This window comes from Amycolatopsis sp. cmx-4-54 (assembly GCF_046548895.1).
Taxonomy (GTDB): domain Bacteria; phylum Actinomycetota; class Actinomycetes; order Mycobacteriales; family Pseudonocardiaceae; genus Amycolatopsis.
Genome location: NZ_JAEBEJ010000005.1, coordinates 1 through 19,603, shown reverse-complemented (window position 1 = coordinate 19,603; position 19,603 = coordinate 1). Strand labels below are relative to the sequence as shown.

Annotated in this window: 15 protein-coding genes and 1 rRNA gene; 10 read left to right on the top strand and 6 right to left on the bottom strand. The window is 67.6% G+C overall.

The features are described from left to right. Window positions 1-8 precede the first annotated feature (8 nt). Genes ACLJQ7_RS17290 through ACLJQ7_RS17270 form a run of 5 tightly spaced genes read left to right on the top strand, consistent with a single transcriptional unit; the run spans window position 9 to window position 3,488 of the window. Window positions 9-569 carry a hypothetical protein gene (locus ACLJQ7_RS17290; protein ID WP_410649233.1) on the top strand — a complete coding sequence of 187 codons (561 nt, stop codon included), beginning with the start codon at window positions 9-11 and terminating at the stop codon, window positions 567-569. Next, window positions 553-1,320, top strand: coding sequence for a DUF4142 domain-containing protein (locus tag ACLJQ7_RS17285; RefSeq protein WP_410649232.1), 768 nt, complete (start codon window positions 553-555; stop codon window positions 1,318-1,320). The genes ACLJQ7_RS17290 and ACLJQ7_RS17285 overlap by 17 nt, the downstream gene beginning before the upstream one ends. After that, complete coding sequence (locus ACLJQ7_RS17280) at window positions 1,313-1,918, top strand: ferric reductase-like transmembrane domain-containing protein (RefSeq protein WP_410649231.1); 606 nt, start codon at window positions 1,313-1,315, stop codon at window positions 1,916-1,918. The genes ACLJQ7_RS17285 and ACLJQ7_RS17280 overlap by 8 nt, the downstream gene beginning before the upstream one ends. 18 nt (window positions 1,919-1,936) lie before the next feature. Continuing rightward, window positions 1,937-2,173, top strand: coding sequence for a ferredoxin (locus ACLJQ7_RS17275; protein ID WP_007033644.1), 237 nt, complete (start codon window positions 1,937-1,939; stop codon window positions 2,171-2,173). Next, window positions 2,166-3,488: an NAD(P)/FAD-dependent oxidoreductase gene (locus ACLJQ7_RS17270; RefSeq protein ID WP_410649230.1), complete on the top strand. Its 1,323-nt coding sequence runs from the start codon at window positions 2,166-2,168 to the stop codon at window positions 3,486-3,488. The genes ACLJQ7_RS17275 and ACLJQ7_RS17270 overlap by 8 nt, the downstream gene beginning before the upstream one ends. Window positions 3,489-3,883: 395 nt before the next feature. Here the strand turns inward: ACLJQ7_RS17270 and ACLJQ7_RS17265 are convergent, their stop codons facing one another. The 6 genes from ACLJQ7_RS17265 to ACLJQ7_RS17240 all read right to left on the bottom strand — a co-directional run bounded on the left by ACLJQ7_RS17265 (window position 3,884) and on the right by ACLJQ7_RS17240 (window position 10,974). Continuing rightward, window positions 3,884-5,509, bottom strand: coding sequence for a CocE/NonD family hydrolase (locus ACLJQ7_RS17265; protein WP_410649229.1), 1,626 nt, complete (start codon window positions 5,507-5,509; stop codon window positions 3,884-3,886). Between the two features lie 156 nt (window positions 5,510-5,665). Beyond that, window positions 5,666-7,054: an aspartate ammonia-lyase gene (gene aspA, locus ACLJQ7_RS17260; protein ID WP_410649228.1), complete on the bottom strand. Its 1,389-nt coding sequence runs from the start codon at window positions 7,052-7,054 to the stop codon at window positions 5,666-5,668. A 10-nt stretch (window positions 7,055-7,064) separates the two neighbouring features. Next, window positions 7,065-8,018, bottom strand: a complete 954-nt coding sequence (locus ACLJQ7_RS17255; protein ID WP_410649227.1) for an asparaginase — start codon at window positions 8,016-8,018, stop codon at window positions 7,065-7,067. After that, the gene (locus ACLJQ7_RS17250) at window positions 8,015-9,457 is read right to left on the bottom strand and encodes an amino acid permease (protein WP_410649226.1); all 1,443 of its coding nucleotides are present in this window, start codon (window positions 9,455-9,457) and stop codon (window positions 8,015-8,017) included. The genes ACLJQ7_RS17255 and ACLJQ7_RS17250 overlap by 4 nt, the downstream gene beginning before the upstream one ends. Before the next feature lie 4 nt (window positions 9,458-9,461). Next, window positions 9,462-10,133 carry a FadR/GntR family transcriptional regulator gene (locus ACLJQ7_RS17245; protein WP_410649794.1) on the bottom strand — a complete coding sequence of 224 codons (672 nt, stop codon included), beginning with the start codon at window positions 10,131-10,133 and terminating at the stop codon, window positions 9,462-9,464. Window positions 10,134-10,572: 439 nt separating this feature from the next. Further along, the gene (locus ACLJQ7_RS17240; RefSeq protein ID WP_410649225.1) at window positions 10,573-10,974 is read right to left on the bottom strand and encodes a nitroreductase/quinone reductase family protein; all 402 of its coding nucleotides are present in this window, start codon (window positions 10,972-10,974) and stop codon (window positions 10,573-10,575) included. Between the two features lie 212 nt (window positions 10,975-11,186). On the opposite strand from ACLJQ7_RS17240, the gene ACLJQ7_RS17235 reads away from it, so the two are divergent. The 5 genes from ACLJQ7_RS17235 to ACLJQ7_RS17215 form a co-directional block, all read left to right on the top strand. After that, a complete protein-coding gene (locus ACLJQ7_RS17235; RefSeq protein ID WP_410649224.1) occupies window positions 11,187-12,191 on the top strand; it encodes a plasmid pRiA4b ORF-3 family protein in 1,005 nt (334 codons plus the stop codon). Window positions 12,192-12,392: 201 nt separating this feature from the next. Beyond that, window positions 12,393-15,977: a DNA polymerase III subunit alpha gene (gene dnaE / locus ACLJQ7_RS17230; RefSeq protein WP_410649223.1), complete on the top strand. Its 3,585-nt coding sequence runs from the start codon at window positions 12,393-12,395 to the stop codon at window positions 15,975-15,977. Then, the gene (locus ACLJQ7_RS17225; protein ID WP_410649222.1) at window positions 15,977-17,440 is read left to right on the top strand and encodes an MFS transporter; all 1,464 of its coding nucleotides are present in this window, start codon (window positions 15,977-15,979) and stop codon (window positions 17,438-17,440) included. The genes dnaE and ACLJQ7_RS17225 overlap by 1 nt, the downstream gene beginning before the upstream one ends. Window positions 17,441-17,905: 465 nt before the next feature. Continuing rightward, on the top strand, window positions 17,906-19,150 hold the full coding sequence (locus ACLJQ7_RS17220) for a low temperature requirement protein A (protein WP_410649221.1): 1,245 nt from the start codon (window positions 17,906-17,908) through the stop codon (window positions 19,148-19,150). Between the two features lie 346 nt (window positions 19,151-19,496). Continuing rightward, window positions 19,497-19,603 (top strand): 16S ribosomal RNA (locus tag ACLJQ7_RS17215); the annotation flags it as partial.

The following is a 19,603-nucleotide window of genomic DNA, read 5'->3' as shown; positions in this document are numbered from 1 at the left end:
GGATTTCCGTGAACCCCGTGTCACGCTCGGTCATACCTCTTACCCTCACGTTGGCCGCGGTCGCGCTGACCGCGGCCTGTACCACCGGTACCGCGGGACCGGCCGGCTCTCCGGGCGCGGCTCCCGCCGCCGGAGCGGCGCAAATCCCCGGAATGCCCGACCCCTCGGCCGAACCCTCCCCCGGTGTCACGGCGGCGATCCTGTTCGACCTCGGGCCGATCGTCACCGACACAGGAGGTTTCACGCTTTACCGCTACGACGGGGACACGGTGGATCCGCCGAAGTCGAATTGCACCGAAACCTGCGCGCGAACCTGGATTCCCGCCAAGGCGGGCGGTGAGCTCGTGGTCACCGGCATCGATCGTGCCCTCGTCGGCACCGTGACCAGGGACGACGGCACCGAGCAGCTCACGCTCGCCGGCTGGCCGCTCTACCGCAACGCCGACGACGCGATGCCCGGCAACACCGGCGGGCAAGGCGTCGACGGCGCGTGGTTCCCCGCCAAACCGGACGGCACGAAAGTGCTGCTCACCGCGGACACCTGGCAGGCCGATGACCTCGGCATCTGACCTCCCCAGACCCGTCCGCCCACTGCTCGTCCTGCTGATCGCGGCCGTGGTGAGCCTGCTCGGCCCGGTCGGCGAAGCGCATGCCCAGGAGCTCTCCGCGGCGGACAAGAACCTGATCGTCAACGTCAAACTGGCCGGACTGTGGGAAATGCCCGCCGGGATGTGGGCGCAGGAACGCGGGAAGAGCCAGCGGACCCGCGAAGTCGGCCGGACGTTGATGATCGACCACGGCAGGCTCGACACCGCGACGCACGCCATCGCCGACCGGTTCGGCATCGCCCTGCCGTCCGAGCCCTCCGACCAGCAGTCCGCGTGGCTCGGCGAGATGAAGGCCGCCCGCGACGACAGCGAGTTCGACCGCGTCTTCGCGAACCGGCTCCGGTACGCGCACGGGATCCTGTTCCCCGTCATCGCGCAGGTCAGGGCCGGTACCCGCAACGACGTCGTCCGCGACTACGCCACCACGGCCAACCAGGCGGTGCTGCGGCATATGACCCTGCTGGAGAGCACCGGCGTCGTCGACCAGTCCCTGATGCCGGAAGCCCCGGTGCCGCAGTCGAATTCGGCCAACGCCGCGATGGACGTCGGCTTCGGCGACCTCGCGCTCGGCCTGCTGCTCGCGGTGGTGCTCGGCGGCGGACTGTTCGCGGCCGTGCGGGCCCTGCGCAGCAAGAACACGCGGACCCGCGACCGCGCGGCCGCCGCCGAACCGGATCCGGTTCCCAGTGCCCCAGGAGAGATCAATGTATGACCAGTGGTCCGAGGTGGTGATCGTGCTGACCCAGAAATCGGACACCGACGCCGGCATCAAGGGCATGGCGCAGACCTCAGCCCGGATCTCGTACGGCTTCATGTGCCTCACCCTGTGCTGGGGCGTGTTCACCGCGACCGGCTGGATCAAGTCGCTGACCGGGCGGAAGGCACTGCGCAGCTCGCATATGGTGCTCGGCATCCTGACGTTGTCGTTCGGCGTCGTGCACGCGATGTCGTTCGTGTTCCTGCCCGACGGTTTCACCCTCGCGCAGGTCACGATCCCGCTCCTGCCGGGCACCCTGGCGCGGCACGAGCTCGGCGTCATCGGGCTCGAGGTGATGATCGCGGTCGCGTTGACCGGCGGGATCAGCCGGTTCAGCTCCTACCGGCGCTTTCTGTGGATCCACCGGCTCGGCTATCCGGCGGTCGCGATCACCGCGCTGCACGCGTTCTTCGGTGCCATGGCCAACGGGCATCTGGGTCTGCTGTGGTTCGGCGGGATCACGCTGCTGGTCCCCGCGGTACTGCTGACCGCGCTGCGGTTCACGCCGACCCGCTACCTGGAACGGCTGGGCCTGGTCGAAGAGCTGGTCTGACGACTTGGAGAATGAACAATGATCTTCGGAAGCATCCGGCGCGGCACCCGCGTCAGCGTTGACAACGAGCGGTGCGAGATCTTCGGCTTTTGCGAGATGGAGGCGCCGTCCACGTTCAAGATCGGACCGGACGGCAAGCTCCGCATCCGCCGGATGGTCGACCGGGACGGGCTGGACCAGGCCATTTCCGCCGCCCGGCTCTGCCCGAAACAAGCCATCAGAGTCAAGGGAGAAGGAGCGTACGACGATGAGTGACGGAGATCGGATCGTCATCGTCGGCGCTGGCGTCGCCGGCCTCCGCTCCGCGGAACGGTTGCGGGAACTCGGTTTCGACGGCGAGATCGTGCTGGTCGGCGACGAGCCGCGGAAGCCGTACCACCGGCCGATGGTGTCGAAGGAGCTCATCACCGGCGGGGTGAAACCGGTGGCCGCGAGCCTGGAGCCGTACGTCGACCTGGACGTCCACTGGCGGCTGGGCACCCGCGCGACCTGGCTCGACAGCAAGGAGCGCACCGTCCACCTGCCCGGCGGCGAATCCCTTTGGTACGACGGGTTGATCATCGCGACCGGCGTCCACCCCCGCCACCTTCCCGGATCACCGCGTCACGACCCCCGGGTCCGTGTGCTGCGCACCGTGGAGGATTCACTGGCCGTCCGGCGGGCCCTGGGGAACAGCAACAAATCCGTCGTGGTGATCGGCAGCGGCCTGATTGGGAACGAGTTCGCCGCGTCGATGCGGTACATGGGCCGGGATGTGACGCTCATCGGCCACGCGAAAGCGCCGTTGCACCGCTTCGGGGAGCGGATCGCGTCTGCGCTCACCAAGGAACACCAGCACCATCGCGCCAAGCTGGCGATGAACACCGAGGTGCGGAACTGGATCAGCACCAAGGAGACGGTCGGGCTGCACCTGACCAACAACCAGTTCCTGGTGGCCAGCTGCGTGGTGCTCTCGATCGGCAGCGTGCCGGCCGTGGACTGGCTGCGCGGCTCGGAGCTGACCATCGACGACGGCGTGCTGTGCGAATCGACCCTCTTCGCCGTCGGGGCGGAGGACGTCGTGGTCGCCGGTGACGTCGCGAAATGGCCGAACCTGCGGATAGACGAGACCCCGCGACGGGTCGAGCACTGGATGAACGGCGTCGAATCCGGGCGCGCCGCGGCGGAAAGCCTGATGCTGGGCCGCGACAACGCACGGCCGTACACGCCGCTCCCCCGCGCCTGGTCGTCCCTGTACGACGCGCGGCTGCAGACCGTCGGGATGCCGTCACTGGGCAAGGACACGATCGAACTCTCCGACGGGGTCACCGGTTTCGTCCGCGACGGCAGGCTGATCGGCGCGGCGGGCTGGGACCGGCCGAAGGCGATGATCCACTGGACCGCCGAACTCGACCGGCGGCTGCCGGTGCCCGAGCCGGTGTTCCCCGCTCCCGTGGCTTCTTCGTTGGCGGAAACGCCGATCGGGGAGGACATCCTGGCCCCGTTCGAGCGGGACTTCCTGTCCGAGACGCCGACCGAGGCCGTTCCCGCGCCGGAGAGGATGCCCTGGGCTCGCGTTCCCGCCGGGTGACCCGGGATCGCGAACGGGCCGGGGCCGCGCGCGGCGGCCGCGGTCCCCTCAGGTGGCGGTGGGTCGCCGGGCCTCCGCACCCACCGCCACCCCTTGGGGACGCCGGGAGGTACCGGGACCGACGGTGATTCGGGCTCCGCCGGGTACCGCCCTCCGGGCTCCCCGCTTCCGGTCGGGGCCCTTCCAGGCCTGACTCACCTGGAGGGGCCCCGATCCATGCCTCGTGAATGGCTGGGGTGAGTGGGCTTTCGCCGCATCGCACGCGGGGAAGGTCCCTTCGGCTCAGCGCTCCCGCGACGGGTGGTGTTGCGAAAGCCACTTTCGCAACCTTCAACGTTGCGAAAGTGGCTTTCGCAACACACCACCTCCGCCCTTACCCCCCTCGAGTATCCCCATCACTCACCGCCGAACACCGGCAGTGTGATCCGGGACGGGTGCGCGGGGTCGTGGAAGATCTCGAACCGCGCGGGTTTCCCGTCCACCGCGCTGTACACCGCCTCACCGGTGCCGTGGTTGCGGGCGAAGCGCGGGAACGCGCCTCCCGCGACCTGCACCCGCAGGCGGTGCCCGCGCCGGAACCGGTACGCCGTCGGGTCGAGCAGGATCTCGGCGGCGACCACACCGTCCACATCGGACTCCGGCTGGCCGGGCCGCAGGCGGAGGATTCCGTCGGTGACGTTGCGCGAGACACCGCGGCGGTCCACATCGCACAGCCGGACGAAAACGTCGCCGTGCCCGAGATCGGTCCGGACGTGCACCAGCGCGGAGATCTCGCCGATGACGTCGAGATCCCGCTTCAGCATGTCACCGGTGAAGAGCAGTACGTCCGGCCGCGCCTCGACGACCCTGTTGTCCTGTTGTTTCTGCACGCCCGACAGCAGGGGGCCGCCGACGGACGGCGTCGGATCGGCCGGGTCGAAGGTGAACCTGCCCGGTTTCGACTCCACCGGCTCATCGGCGGAAAGCCTGCCGGGGCGCAGGAAGTACGGGGTGGCGTCGGACTCCGGCGGCCAGCTTTCGAAGTCGAGCCACCGCCCGGAGCCCTGGAGATACAGGCGCACGGGTGACTGCCTCAGCGGCGCTCGGTCGCCGAGGAGGTGGGCGGAGAGGAAGCCGATCTGGTCGGTGATCAAAGTCTTGAGACTGGCGGGTTCACCGTGCGCCCACGGGCCGATGGTGATCCGCGGTGCGCGTCCGGCCGCGGCGAGTTCCTTGAAGTCGCGCAGCTGGGCGGAGACGAACAGGTCGTACCAGCCGGTCACCATGGACACCGGGGTCGTCAGCGAGGCGACCTCGGCGCTGTGATCCGACGGTGCCCAGAAGTCGTCGCCGGGTTCGGCGTGCTCGGAGACGTCCTGCAGGAACCGCACCTGCTTGCCGATGGCCGCGATATCGGCGCTGGAAACCGGCAGATGCGCCATGGCCCGCCGGGTCTTCTTCGTCTGCCAGGGATTCGGCAGACCGGCGAACCGGCCCTCCTGTCGGCCGATCAGCGCCGACCACGAAACCATGTTGTCGACCGCGAGGATCCCGCCGGGATAGAAGGTCGACACGAACTCCGAAGCGGTGATGCCGAGACACAACGCTTCGAGCGGCTCGTCGAGGTACGGCGCGACGGCCCACTGCGTGTGGCCGAGGTAGCTCGCCCCCGCCATCGCGACCCGGCCGTTACACCATGGCTGCTCGCGCAACCACGCGACGGTGGCGAGGCCGTCCTCTTTCTCCAGGTGGAACGGCCGGAACTCGCCGCCGGAACCGAAGGTCCCGCGTGTGCTCTGGATGACCACCTGCAACCCCTGCCGGGCGAACGTCTCGCCGAAGACCTTGCCCATCACGCCCTTGCGGCCGTACGGCGTGCGGACCAACACCACCGGCCGCGGCTCGTCGCCCGGGGTGGCGTAGCGATCCGCCAGCAGCCGGACACCGTCGGGCATCGGGACGGGGATCCCTTTGGTCACCGACGGGGCGGGGCCTTCGGCGGGCGGAAGCCCGAGGTACCGGTCGAGAAGTCGGTCGAGCACGCTGGCCGCCTTTCGTGCGGAGGATCACCTTCCGCTTACGACCGTACTCGCGTGGCTCCGCACCCGCCTGCAGTGAAAGCGTCCTTCATTGCGAAATCCGCAATGAAGGACGCTTTCATGGCGCGAGGCGGACCGCCCGGTACCGCCCCGCGGGTCTCAGGTAAGCCGGGCGAGCGTCTCCGGCTTCAGCAGCTTCGCCAGCTCCTCCGCGGGCAGCAGACCCTTCTCGACCACGAGTTCCGCCACCCCGCGCCCGGTCCGGAGCGCCTCCTTGGCGATCTCGGTCGCGGCCGCGTACCCGATCCTCGGGTTCAGCGCGGTCACCAGCCCGATCGAATTCTCGACGTAGCCGCGCATCACGTCCGCGTTCGCGGTGATTCCGGAGACGCACCGCTCCGCCAGCACGAGGCACGCCGACCGCAGATGCGTGATGCTCTCCGAGAGCGAGTGCAGGATCAGCGGCTCGAACGCGTTGAGCTGCAACTGGCCTGCCTCGGCCGCCATCGTGACGGCGACGTCGTTGCCGATGACCTCGAACGCGACCTGGTTGACCACCTCGGGGATCACCGGGTTGATCTTGCCGGGCATGATCGACGACCCGGCCTGCACCGGTGGCAGGTTGATCTCGTTGAGCCCTGCCCGCGGCCCGGACGAAAGCAGCCGCAGATCGTTGCAGCTCTTGGAGAGTTTCACCGCGATCCGCTTGAGCACACCGGAAAGGTGCACGAACGCGCCGCAGTCCTGTGTCGCTTCGATAAGGTCCGCCGCGGAAACGACGGGCAGGCCGGTGATCTCGCGCAGACGCGCGACGGCGGCTTCGGCGTACCCGGGCGCGGCGTTGAGGCCGGTACCGATCGCGGTGGCGCCGAGGTTGATCTCGTGCAGCAGCGCCACCGCCTCGGTGAGCCGAAGCCGGTCTTCGCCGAGCATGACCGCGTAGGTGCCGAATTCCTGCCCCAGTGTCATCGGGACGGCGTCCTGCAACTGTGTGCGGCCCATCTTCAGCAGGTCGCGGAATTCGACGGCCTTGGCCGCGAAAGCCTGCTCCAGCACCACCATCGCCTCGGCCAGCTCGCGGACGGCGATGATCGTCGCGACGTTGACCGCGGTCGGGTACGCGTCGTTGGTCGACTGCCCGAGGTTCACGTGCTCGTTCGGGTGCACGCGGGCGTAATCACCCTTCTCGTGCCCGAGCAGTTCGAGCGCGCGGTTCGCGATCACCTCGTTGGCGTTCATGTTCGTCGAGGTGCCCGCGCCGCCCTGGATGACGTCGACGACGAACTGGTCGTGCAGCGCGCCTTCGCGGATCTCGCGGCACGCCCGGCGGATCGCGTCGGCGACGTCCGGCTCCAGCAACCCCAGATCGGCGTTGGCGCTGGCCGCGGCCTCCTTGACCGAGGCGAGTGCCTCGATCAGATGCGGGTACGTGGAGATCGCGGTGCCGGTGATGGGGAAGTTCTCCCTGGCGCGCGCGGTGTGCACACCCCAATAGGCGTCGGCCGGGACTTCCTTGTCCCCCAGCAGATCGTGTTCCACGCGGTGCATCGAAGGCTCCTCAGGCGGCGAGGTCGAGTTCGGCCAGCGCGCCGGTCACGCGCAGGCCGGGGGTGGGTTCCAGCACGTTCGGATCGACACCGCACAACGCGAGCGTGGCGGCGAGCACCGGTCGCCGCGCGCGGTCGCCACCGTCGGCGATCTTGATGGCGATCGCCGTCCCGTCCGGCAGAGCGGCGACCTGGACGGCCTCGAAACCGTCCTTGGCGATCAGGCCGGGCACCGCGCGCATGAGCGCGGTGACGTCGCGACGCGTGCCGGCGACCAGTTCCGGATGCTTCCGGATCCCTTCGGCGACAAGGCCTTCCGGTGTTCCTGGTGCCGACACGGCGATTTTGCCGACCGCGCGGGCGAGCCCGCGGAGCGAGACCGCGAACAGGGGAGCGCCGCAACCGTCGACGGCCACCTTCGGGATCCGCTGCCCGGTCAGATCTTCGACGCACTCCGCGATCGCGCGCTGCAGCGGATGGCCCGCATCCAGGTAGTCCTTTGTGGACCAGCCGTGCAGGCGGCAGGTCGCGAGCATGGCGGCGTGCTTGCCGGAACAGTTGTGCGCCACCCGCGAAGCCGTCCGCCCCGAAGCGACCCACGCGTCGCGCTCGACCGGGTCGAACGGCAGGTCCTCCGGCGTCCGCAGGTCTTCCGTGGTGAGCCCGGCGCCGTCGAGCGTCCTGCGCACCTCGGCCAGGTGGATCTCCTCACCCGAGTGGCTGGCCGCCGCGACGGCGAACCCGGCGGGACTCAGGTCGACCCCGAGCCGCGCCATCGCCGTGGCCTGCAAGGGTTTCGCCGCCGAACGTGGATAGAAGGCCGCTTCGATGTCGCCCGCGGAGAACAGCACGCGGCCGTCGGGAGCGAGTACCACGGCCGAACCGTGGTGCACCCCCTCGACCATTCCGTCGCGGAGGAGGTGCACCAGCGGTTCGTGCGCGAGGACGCGGATCTCCGGGATCACAGCTTCGTCTTCTCGAAGACGTCCATGTTGATCCGCTTGCGGACCCCGAACCAGCCCGCCACCAGCGCGAGCCCGATGACCGGAAGGCAGTACAGGGTGATCCGGCCGACCTCGTCGAAGCCCATCAGCACCACGACGGCGACGAGGAAGATCAGCGTCGCGATCTCGGTGTAGGGCGAGAACGGCAGGCGGTACGACGGACGCTCGACCTCGCCGCGCTTGGCCTTGCGGACGAACAGCAAATGGGACAGCACGATGATCGCCCAGGTGCCGAGGATGCCGATGGCGGCGAAGTTCAGCACGATCTCGAAGGCCTGGCTCGGCACGACGGCGTTCAAGCCGACACCGACCACGCAGACCGCGGAGGTGAGCAGGATCCCGCCGTAGGGCACGTGGTTCTTGTTCATCACACCGGTGAACTTCGGCGCGGAGCCGGCCAGCGACATCGACCGCAGGATGCGGCCGGTGGAGTAGAGACCCGAGTTGAGGCTGGACAGGGCCGCCGTCAGCACCACCAGGTTCATGACGTTGCCCGCCTGCGGCACCCCGATATGCGAGAGCACGGTGACGAACGGGCTCTCGTTCTTCGAGTAGGAGTCCCACGGCATCAGCATCGCCAGCAGGACGACCGAGCCGACGTAGAAGATCCCGATCCGCCACATGATCGAGTTGATCGCCTTCGGCATGATCTTGCGCGGGTTCTCCGTCTCACCGGCGGCGACGCCGACCAGTTCGACCGAGGCGTAGGCGAACACGACACCCTGGACGATCAGCACCATCGGCAGCAGGCCCGCGGGGAAGATCCCGCCGTTGTCGGAGATCAGCGAGAAGCCCGGCGTGGTGCCGTCGATCGGCTGCTGCGTGACCAGCAGGAAGATCCCGATCCCCATGAAGGTCACCAGTGCGGCGACCTTGATGATGGCGAACCAGAACTCCATCTCGCCGAACAGTTTCACCGAAACCATGTTCAGCGCCAGCACCACCGCCAGCGCGATGAGCGCCAGCACCCACTGCGGGATCGGGGTGAAGAACGACCAGAAATGCGCGTACAGCGCGATCGCGGTGATATCCGCGATACCGGTCGTCGACCAGTTCAGGAAGTGCATCCAGCCCGCGACGAAAGCGCCTTTCTCACCCATGAATTCCCGGGCGTAGGAGACGAAGGCGCCGGAGGAGGGGCGGTAAAGGATGAGTTCGCCGAGCGAGCGCACCACGAAGAACGCGAAAAGGCCGCAGACCGCGTACACGATCGCGAGTGCGGGGCCCGCCTGCGCGAGTCTGCCGCCCGCGCCGAGGAACAGGCCGGTGCCGATGGCGCCACCGATCGCGATCATGTTGACGTGGCGGGGTTTCAGCGCCTTGTCGTAGCCGGCGTCACCGGCGTCGGCGGGTACCGGCGCGGATTTGCTGTCGTCCGCGCTGAGGGTCTGTTCGGTCACGATGTCAGTCGTCCTTGTTCTGCTGCGTCGTGTGGCCCGGCCGCACGATGGTGGTGAGCGCGTCCTCGACGTGTTCGAGATGGGAGGTCATCGCCGCGACGGCGTCGGCTTCGGAGCCGGCGGCGATGGCGGTGACGATCTCACGGTGCTCGGTGTTCGAGCGGGTCCGACGGTCCCCCAATTGGTTGAGAAAGGACGACTGGCGGGCCAGTGCGTCCCGGATCTCTTCGATGACCTTGCCGAACACCGGATTGCCCGAGGCCTGGGCGATGGTGATGTGGAACAGGGAGTCCAGCGCCACCCACGCGGTGTTGTCGGTTTCGACGTCCATCCGCTCGACGAGGTGACCGAGGAGGTCCAGATCGTCGGTGCTGCGGCGCAAGGCCGCGTAACCGGCGACGGGGATCTCGACGTGCCGCCGGACCTCGAACAGGTCACGGGCCGAGTAGGTCCCGAAGGTGGGGTTCTCGACCGGCCCGGTGGCGGTCACGAAGGTCCCTTTGCCCGTTTTGGACACGGTGAGCCCGAGTGCCTGCAGTCCCCGCAACGCTTCGCGGACGACCGAACGGCTGACCTCGAACTCCTTGCCGAGCGCTGATTCCGACGGCAGTTTCTCGCCGACGGGATACTCGCCGCGTTCGATGGCGCCGCGGAGGTGGGCCAGGACGGCCTCCATCGCGCTGACGCGTCGTGGACCACCGTGTCCGGCTGTCTGGCTGTCAGACAGGTTCATGAGTCGAGATCGTGCGGTCGGCCCAACGCTTTGTCAAGCGTTCAGCCGAGCGCCTCGATTCAGCCTGCGAGGTGCGCTTGGGCGGGGTAAGAGGAACCCGTACAGGGCACCTTCGCAGGCATGGAGTCCCATGAGGACACCGGATTCCCGACCGCGAGTGGCCAGTGTCACAAGGTCGGGGCGCACTTCGGGCGCTGTGCCGTGAAGGACTCCTTGAGGGACCCAGAGTCCCTCAAGGAGTCCTTCACGGACTCCACGATCGCCACGTGCGCCCCTCACGCACCAGCAGTCACAGCGATTGCGCGTGAAGGCCCTTCCCTCGGCTGAGCTGAGGGAAGGGGGCCTTCACGTACTGGCATGCGACCAAGGCCGCCGCGACGCTTCAGACGCGGTGGAGCGCGATCACCGGGAACGGCCTGCTGGTCTTCGCCTGGTGCTCGGCCAACCGCGGGAACGCCTTCGCCTGCTTCGCGAACAGACGGTCCCGAGCCGCTCCGGTGACCTCGATCGCGTGAGCGGTGAAGGCCTCTCCGTCCGCCTCGACGTCGACAGACGGCTCCGCGACCAAGTTGCGGTACCAGTCCGGATGCGCGGAAGCACCCCCGTTGGCGGCGAAGACGACATAGCGGTCGTCGTCGGCCAGGAACAGCATCGGCGTCACGTGCCGCCGTCCGGTGCGGGCGCCGGTGGTGGTGAGCAGCAGGGTCGGGAGGCCATCGCCGTGACGGCCGTTCGCGCGGAACTCCGCGATCACGTGTTCGTTCATGGCCTGCAGGTCGATCATCAGCTCTCCGGGCGGTCAGGTGATCTTGGCGGCTGGCCAGTCTGCCCATCCACGCTCAGGTCGGCAACCATTTTCCGATCATGGCCGCGCACGCCGCCGAAACTGTCGGTGCCGCTGGTGATACTGATCCCGTGTCCCCCGTCAGCCGCGGCCGCAAGCCCGCCAAACGACCGAAGAACCGAAACTCCAATCGCCCACGTCCGCCTCTGGACGTGGCGAGGGTGGAGCGCTGGCCGAAGCTGCTCCACGGGCCGATCGAGCTTTCGGGCTGTGTCGTCCAGGGCCAGGTGGATCAGGACCTGATCGTCCTGGCCGCCACGCTCACCGCGGGCAAGCGCTCGGTGGGTGTCGAGGTGGTGGTCAACGAACGCGGAGTCGACGTGATCGAGCTCCACCCCGAACCCGAGGACGCACTGGCGGTCCTGCGCAACGGCTTCGAGGTGACCGAGGCCCCGCTGACCCCCGAGGAGTTCCGGAGCCAGGTCGAAACGGCTTTGATCGCCAAGGCGGACGGCGACGCCTGGATCCGGGAGAGGGTTCCCGAGCTCCTGGAGCTGGGGACCGATCCGAGGCCCGATCTGCCCGAGCGTGCGGCTCAGTTGCGCCGGTGGCTCGGTCTTCCCGACTACGAACCGCTGCCTCGCATACCGTCGGCCGATCCGCTGCCTCTCGTTCTGCCCCCGCCCGCGCCGGTCACCGGATTCCGGTTGGCGGTCGCCCTGTCCGCACCGGACGATGCCATCTGGCGACGGCTCGAAGTCCGTTCCGACGTCACCCTCGCCGGACTGCACCGGATCCTCGCGGCCGCGTTCGACCACGACGAGCGGCGGCATCACCGGTTCGAAACCGCGTACGGCGGCTTCAGCGTCGACGCCCAGAGTGGTGAGGGCGACCGTCTGGACGACGAAGTGACACTCGGCCAGGTCATCACATCGCCCGGCCACAGGCTCGTCTACGAGGTCGAGTACTGGAAGCACTGGATACGCGTCGAGCGGCTGGTCGCCATTCCCCGGGCACCGAGCTGCCTCGACGGCGAACGCGCCGCGCCTCCGGCGGAATGCGAGGACGAGCGGAGCTACGAGATGTTGCTGGAAGCCCTGCGCGATCCGGACGGTGAAGACAACGAGGCACTGCTCGAAGAGCTCGGCGGTCATGGGTTCGATCCGGAGTGGTTCGACAAGGAGGTGGTCGACGAGCGGCTGGCCCGGCTGAGCTGATCCGGCGCCCCGTTCGGGGGTAACCGAGGTCATCCCGAACCGCGCCGCGTCGGTGCTTGGCGGCGGCCGGACGGAGGTGGAGACTGACCCTCGCCGGGGTGCCATCCCGCCCGGGCGCCGTCGAACCTCGGCGCATAAGGTGGGAGGACCGGCCCGCGTCAAGCAGCCAGGGATCCGTCTGCCTAGGGGAGGTTTTCGCTGGTGTCGAACGATTCCTTCGTCCACCTGCATGTGCACACCGAGTACTCGATGCTCGACGGTGCGGCGAAGATCGCCCCTTTGTTCAAGGAGGCGGCGCGCCTGGGCATGCCCGCGGTCGGGATGACCGATCACGGCAACATGTACGGCGCGGACGAGTTCTACCAGCAGGCGGTCAAACACGACCTCAAGCCGATCATCGGCATCGAGGCCTACGTCGCGCCGGAGAGCCGGTTCCACAAGAAGCCGGTCTTCTGGGGTCAGTCGAACCAGCGTGGCGCCGACGAGTTCGGTGAGGGCGGTGACGTCTCCGGTGGTGGTGCCTACACCCACATGACGATGCTCGCCGAGAACTCCACCGGTCTGCGCAACCTGTTCAAGCTCTCCTCGCTCGCGAGCATGCAGGGCTACTACCGCAAGCCCCGGATGGACCGCGAGCTGATCGCGGAGAACCACCACGGCATCATCGCGACCACCGGCTGCCCCTCGGGCGAGGTGCAGACGCGGCTTCGGCTGGGGCAGCGCACCGAAGCGATCCAGGCCGCTTCGGACTACAAGGACATCTTCGGCGCCGAGAACTTCTTCCTCGAGCTGATGGACCACGGGCTGCCGATCGAACGCTCGGTCCGTGAAGGCCTGCTCGAGGTCGGCAAGCTGCTCGACCTCAAGCCGCTGGCCACCAACGACTCGCACTACGTCACCAAGGATCAGGCCGACACCCACTCCGCGCTGCTGTGCGTGCAGGCGGGCAAGACGCTGAACGACCCGAACCGGTTCAAGTTCGACGGCGACGGCTACTACCTGAAGTCGGCCGCCGACATGCGGGAGTACTGGGACAAGGAGGTCCCCGGCGCCGCCGACTCGACGCTGCTGATCGCCGAGCGCGTCGAGTCCTACAAGGACGTGTACACGCACAAGGACCGGCTGCCCTTCTTCGAGGTCCCCGAGGGCTACGACCAGGGCAGCTGGCTGCGGGAAGAGGTCGCGCGCGGTCTCAAGTGGCGCTACCCGGACGGCGTCCCGGACGAGTACTACAACGAGCGCATCGAGATCGAGCTCGACGTCATCATCGGGAAGGGCTTCCCCGCCTACTTCCTCATCGTGGCCGACCTCATCAACTACGCCCGTAAGGTCGGCATCCGCGTCGGCCCCGGCCGTGGTTCCGCCGCCGGCTCGCTGGTCGCGTACGTCCTCGGTATCACCAACCTGGACCCGATCCCGCAGAAGCTGCTGTTCGAACGGTTCCTGAACCCCGAGCGCGTCTCGATGCCCGATATCGACATCGACTTCGACGACCGCCGCCGCGGCGAGATGATCCGCTACGCCACCGACAAGTACGGCGTCGACAAGGTCGCGCAGGTCATCACCTTCGGCACCATCAAGACCAAGGCGGCCATCAAGGACTCCGCGCGCGTCCACTTCGGCCAGCCGGGGTACGCGATCGCGGACCGGATTTCGAAGGCCCTCCCGCCGCCGATCATGGCGAAGGACATCCCGCTCTCGGGCATCGTCGACTCGAAGCACGAGCGCTACGGCGAAGCGGCCGAAGTCCGCGCGCTCGTCGAGACCGACGAGGAGTGCAAGACGATCTTCGAGACCGCGCGTGGTCTCGAAGGCCTGATCCGCAACGCCGGCGTCCACGCCTGCGCGGTCATCATGTCCTGTGACCCGCTGACCGACGCCATCCCGCTGTGGCAGCGCGACGACGGTTCGATCATCACCGGCTGGGACTACCCGTCGTGCGAGGCCATCGGCCTGCTGAAGATGGACTTCCTCGGCCTGCGGAACCTCACGGTCATCGGTGACGCGATCGACAACATCAAGACCAACCGCGGGATCGACATCGACCTTGACACTCTCGGCGTCGAAGATCCGGAGACGTACAAGCTGCTCTCCCGCGGTGACACGCTCGGCGTGTTCCAGCTGGACGGCGGGCCGATGCGTGACCTGCTGCGCCGGATGCAGCCGACGGTGTTCGACGACATCGTGGCGGTGGGTGCGCTGTACCGCCCCGGCCCGATGGGCATGAACGCGCACAACGACTACGCCGACCGCAAGAACGCGCGGCAAAAGGTCAAGCCGATCCACCCCGAGCTCGAAGAGCCCCTGAAGGAGATCCTGGCCGACACCTACGGCCTGATCGTCTATCAGGAGCAGATCATGCACATCGGCCAGAAAGTGGCCGGGTATTCGATGGGCCGCGCGGACGTCCTCCGCCGCGCGATGGGCAAGAAGAAGCAGGAAGTCCTCGAGAAGGAGTTCGTCGGCTTCGAAGAGGGGATGAAGGCGAGCGAACTTCTCCCCGGCGGTTTCTCGTCCGAAGCGATCAAGGCGCTCTGGGACACGATCCTCCCGTTCGCCGGCTACGCGTTCAACAAGAGTCACGCGGCCGCGTACGGCCTGATCTCGTACTGGACCGCGTACCTCAAGGCGAACTTCACGCCGGAGTACATGGCCGCGCTGCTCACCTCGGTCGGTGACAACAAGGACAAGTCCGCGGTCTACCTCTCGGAATGCCGCCGCCTCGGGATCAAGGTGCTCCCGCCGGACGTCAACGAGTCGGCGCTGAGGTTCGCGGCCGTCGGGGAGGACATCCGCTTCGGCATGGGTGCCGTCCGCAACGTCGGCGCGAACGTCGTCGAGTCGATCATCAAGACCCGCGAGGAGAAGGGGAAGTACTCCTCCTTCACCGATTTCCTCGACAAGTCCGAGCTGGTGGCCTGCAACAAGCGGGTCATCGAATCGCTGATCAAGGCGGGCGGGTTCGACTCGCTCGGCAACACACGGCTCTCGATGATCCAGGTGCACGAGGACGCGGTGGAGGCCGTGGTCCCGCTCAAGCGCCAGGAGGCGATGGGCCAGTTCGACCTCTTCGGCTTCGGCGGGGACGACGACGCCGGGGACGCGGTGTCCTCGTCGCCGCTCGCGCATCTGAAGTTCGGCGAAGAGGAGTACCCGCGTAAGCAACTCCTTGCCTACGAACGGGAGATGCTCGGTCTGTACGTCTCGGCGCATCCGCTGGACGGCGCCGAGCGCATCCTTCGCAAACACGCGCCGCGGCCGATCGCCGCGATCCTCGCCGACCCGCCGAAGGAAGGCGAGCTGGTCGTCTCCGGGCTGATCACCTCGCTGGAACGCCGGGTCAACAAGAAGGGCGAGCCCTGGGCGATCTGCACCATCGAGGACATGGACGCCTCGCTCGAGGTGCTGTACTTCCCGAAGTCCTACGCGATGTTCTCCGCCGACCTCATCGAGGACAACGCGGTGCTGGTCAAGGGCCGGGTGAACTGGCGCGAGGACAAGATGTCCATCTTCGGCGGCGGGCTGGTGCCGCTCGACCTGTCCGAGGTCGGCAACGGCGACGACGATCTGCCGCTGGTCCTGCTGGCCGCGGCGGAGAAGATCGACCAGTCGGTGGTCAGCGAACTGAAGCAGACCCTGCTGGCGCACAAGGGCGAGACGCCGGTGCACCTCAAGCTGGTCGGCAAGAACCAGACGGTCTTCGCGCTCTACGACTATCCGGTCAAGGTGACGTCGATGCTGATCGGTGAGCTCAAGGGCATCCCCGGGATCGCCGCCAGCACCTGATGAGCGCCTACGAACCGGACCCCCGGCGCTGGAAGGCGCTCGCCGTCTCCCTCGCCGCCGGGTTCATGGGGCTGCTCGACGTCAGCATCGTCAACACGGCGCTGCCCTCGATCCAGAAGGACCTCGGCGCGTCGAGCGGCGGGATCCAATGGGTGGTTTCGGGTTACGCGCTGGCTTTCGGGTTGGTGCTGGTGACCGGTGGCAGGCTCGGTGACGCGCTCGGCCGCCGTCGCATGTTCCTGTTCGCGCTCGCCGCGTTCGTGCTGACCAGCGCGTTCGCCGGCGCGGCACCGAACGAGACGACGCTGATCATCGCGCGGCTCCTGCAGGGATTCGCCTCGGGCATGATGACGCCGCAGAACAGCGGGATGATCCAGGACCTGTTCCGCGGTGCGGAACGAGGCCGCGCGTTCGGCATGTTCGGCGCCACCGTGGGGATTTCGACCGCGGTCGGGCCGGTGCTCGGCGGCGTGATCCTGGCCGTCTTCGGTGACCCGGAAGGCTGGCGCTGGGTCTTCTACGTGAACGTGCCCATCGGGATCCTCGCGTTCGCGCTGGCCCTGAGATGGCTGCCGAAACCGGAGACACCGGCGAGAAGCCTGCGAGGTGAGATCGACTTCGTCGGCATCATGCTGCTGGGTGTCGCCGTGCTCGGTGTCCTGCTTCCGCTGATCGAATCCGAACAGGGCGGGCTCAGCAGCCTGTGGTGGCTGTTCCTCGTCGCGGTGGTCTTCGGTTTCGCCTTCGTGCGCTGGGAACGTTCGATGGTGCGGCGCGGCCGTCCGCCGCTGCTGGACACCCGCCTGTTCACCGGAACCCCGGGGTACGCGACGGGCGCGGCCGTCGGCGCGCTGTACTTCAGCGGGTTCACCGGGATGTGGCTGGTCTTCGCCATCTTCTTCCAGCAAGGCCTCGGCTACACGCCACTGCAATCCGGGCTCGCCGTCACCTCCTTCGCCCTCGGCTCGGCCGTGTCGGCGGCGATCGCGGGACGGCTGGTGCCGAAATGGGGCCGCAAGCTCACCGTCACCGGGCTGGTGATGGTGATCGCCGGGATGGTCACGGTCGCCGTGCTCGCCGGTCAGGATCCCGGCGCCGCGGCGGGGTGGTGGTTCGCGCTGCCGTTGCTCGTCGCGGGTGTCGGTGGCGGAATGGTCATCTCGCCCAACACCACGTTGACCCTGGAATGCGTCCCGACGTCGATGGCCGGTGTGGCCGGGGGAGCGTTGCAGACCGGACAGCGGATCGGCACCGCGATCGGCACGGTCGTGCTGGCCTCGGTCTTCCACGCGGTACTCGGCGCGAACGGCGGCTACCCGTGGGCGCTGACCGCGGCGATGCTGTGCGCCGCCGTCCTGACGAGTTCGGCGCTTCTACTCGCGGTGATCGAACTTCGTGCCCGCCGGAAGCGGCGTTTGCTCACCGAGCGGGAGGAAGCCGAGCGGGCTGCCGCCGACAGTTGACGCGGCTGAGTCTTCCGCACGGGCCGATGACTACGTTCGGCAAGATCGGATGCTCCATCCGAGTGACTGAAGCTGTCATCCCCTGGTGCTACTCAGAGCAACCGGGTACACCTAACGGAGCCTTCACCGCTGTGCTTTGGCTACCGACAGTGGTATTTCTGTCGATCGATCGGGGATGGATCGATCGGCGGGAGCGATCGTGGCGAGTCCGGAGTTCTCAGGAATGGACACCCGCGGTCACGAACCGGTGGACAGCCGTCGGCGTCCGCGGGGGACCGTTCGGCGGCGGCCGGCTCAACACCACTGGCGAGCCGAGTACCGGTGAGGCATTCGCGCGGGTGGGTTCGTGCGGGGGTCGCCTGGGGAGGTGCACCCGGCCCGGACCCACCCGCCGCGCGTTCTCCGAGTGTGTGAACCGCTTTCGGCTGCGAAGATCTCCGCAGATCGACATGGCGAGGAGCACTGATGGCGGAGAGTTCTGTCCGGCGGAGTCGGCTGCGGGTCTGGTACCGGCCGATGAAGATGCGCGATTCCGGTGAAGGGCATCGGGTCGCGACTCCGCTGGAGCTGTTGTTCGATCTGTGTTTCGTGGTCGCCGTCGCGCAGGCCGCCGCCGGTCTGCACCACGCGATCGCCGAGAACCACATCGGGCACGGGGTGCTCAGCTTCGGGATGGTGTTCTTCGCGATCTGGTGGGGCTGGCTGAACTTCAGCTGGTTCGCGTCGTCGTTCGACACCGACGACGTCCCGTACCGGCTGGTGACGCTGGTCCAGATCGCGGGCGGGCTGACCGTCGCCGCCGATGTCTCGTCGGCGTTCGAGGGCGACTTCACGATCATGGTGATCGGCTACGTCCTGATGCGGCTGGCGATGGTCGTGCAATGGCTGCGCGCCGCACGAACCGATCCGCAGTGCCGCCCGGCCGCGTTGCGGTATGCCATCGGCATCACGATCGTCCAGATCCTCTGGATCGTCCGCCTCGGCCTGCCGGAGTCGCTGGCGCTGCCGTCGTTCTTCCTGCTCCTGGTGGCCGAGCTCGCGGTCCCGGTGATCGCCGAACGCAAGCGCTGGACGGGCTGGCACCCGCACCACATCGCCGAGCGCTACGGCCTCTTCACGATCATCGTGCTGGGTGAATCCATCCTCGGCGCGACCACCGCGATCAAGGAAGGGCTGGACAAAGGCGAGCACGCCGGCAGTCTGATCTCGCTTGCCGCCGCGGGTCTCGTGCTGGTCTTCTCCCTGTGGTGGCTGTACTTCGACCAACCGGGGCACGTCCGGCTCGAGAAGGCGAACAACCTGTTCACCGTCGCGAGCTGGGGTTATGGGCACTACCTGATCTTCGCCTCGGCGGCCGCGCTCGGGGCCGGCCTCGAAGTCGCCGTCGACTACGACACCCATACCGGGCACGTCGCTGCCCTGCCCGCCGCCATGGCGACGACCGTGCCCGTCGCGATCTACCTGCTGAGCGTCTGGCTCATGCACATCGGGCCCACCAACGAATGCCGCCCGATCGCGATCGGCTTCCCGGTGACCGCGGTGCTCGTGCTCGCCGCGTCGTTCACGCCCGCGCCCATCCACATCACCGCCGGGCTCGCCGCCGCCCTCGTCGTGCTGACGGTGGTCGCCACCCATGGCGAGCCTGTTCCGGGGGAGAGCCCGATCGATGCAGGTCAGAGCCTCGGCGCGAAGAAAGGGACCCCCCTGTAAACGCCGGTTTCGGGCCGTGTAATGTTCTCTTCGTCGCCAGGGAAACCGAGCGGCCGCCGGGAACACGAACCAAGCTCCCACCGGATGGTGGTAGAGTGGGTGGTCCCGAACCGGAGAGGTAACTCTACCCCCGCTGAAACGGCAGTTTCGAGCAGGTGTCAGAGTGTGCTCCGGACAAAAGCCAAGAAATGACTGCTTCGGATAAGGCCGCGTGCGGTGCGATCTGGGGTGTGTTGCTTGAGAACTCAACAGTGTGCTAGTGAACTAAGCCAGTAGAGCTTATTGTTTTTGAACCTCGTTTTGGGGTTCCTTTGAGAGCAAGTATTTGCCTCGATCAAATTTGACATTGTTGGAGAGTTTGATCCTGGCTCAGGACGAACGCTGGCGGCGTGCTTAACACATGCAAGTCGAACGATGAAGCCTTCGGGTGGATTAGTGGCGAACGGGTGAGTA

Excerpts from the sequence above, each read along its gene's own strand:
- ACLJQ7_RS17285 (WP_410649232.1), top strand. The coding sequence starts at position 553 with ATGACCTCGGCATCTGACCTCCCCAGACCCGTCCGCCCACTGCTCGTC.
- ACLJQ7_RS17280 (WP_410649231.1), top strand. The coding sequence starts at position 1,313 with ATGTATGACCAGTGGTCCGAGGTGGTGATCGTGCTGACCCAGAAATCG.
- ACLJQ7_RS17275 (WP_007033644.1), top strand. The coding sequence starts at position 1,937 with ATGATCTTCGGAAGCATCCGGCGCGGCACCCGCGTCAGCGTTGACAAC.
- ACLJQ7_RS17270 (WP_410649230.1), top strand. The coding sequence starts at position 2,166 with ATGAGTGACGGAGATCGGATCGTCATCGTCGGCGCTGGCGTCGCCGGC.
- aspA (WP_410649228.1), bottom strand. The coding sequence starts at position 7,054 with ATGCACCGCGTGGAACACGATCTGCTGGGGGACAAGGAAGTCCCGGCC.
- ACLJQ7_RS17245 (WP_410649794.1), bottom strand. The coding sequence starts at position 10,133 with ATGGAGGCCGTCCTGGCCCACCTCCGCGGCGCCATCGAACGCGGCGAG.
- ACLJQ7_RS17240 (WP_410649225.1), bottom strand. The coding sequence starts at position 10,974 with ATGATCGACCTGCAGGCCATGAACGAACACGTGATCGCGGAGTTCCGC.
- ACLJQ7_RS17225 (WP_410649222.1), top strand. The coding sequence starts at position 15,977 with ATGAGCGCCTACGAACCGGACCCCCGGCGCTGGAAGGCGCTCGCCGTC.
- ACLJQ7_RS17220 (WP_410649221.1), top strand. The coding sequence starts at position 17,906 with ATGGCGGAGAGTTCTGTCCGGCGGAGTCGGCTGCGGGTCTGGTACCGG.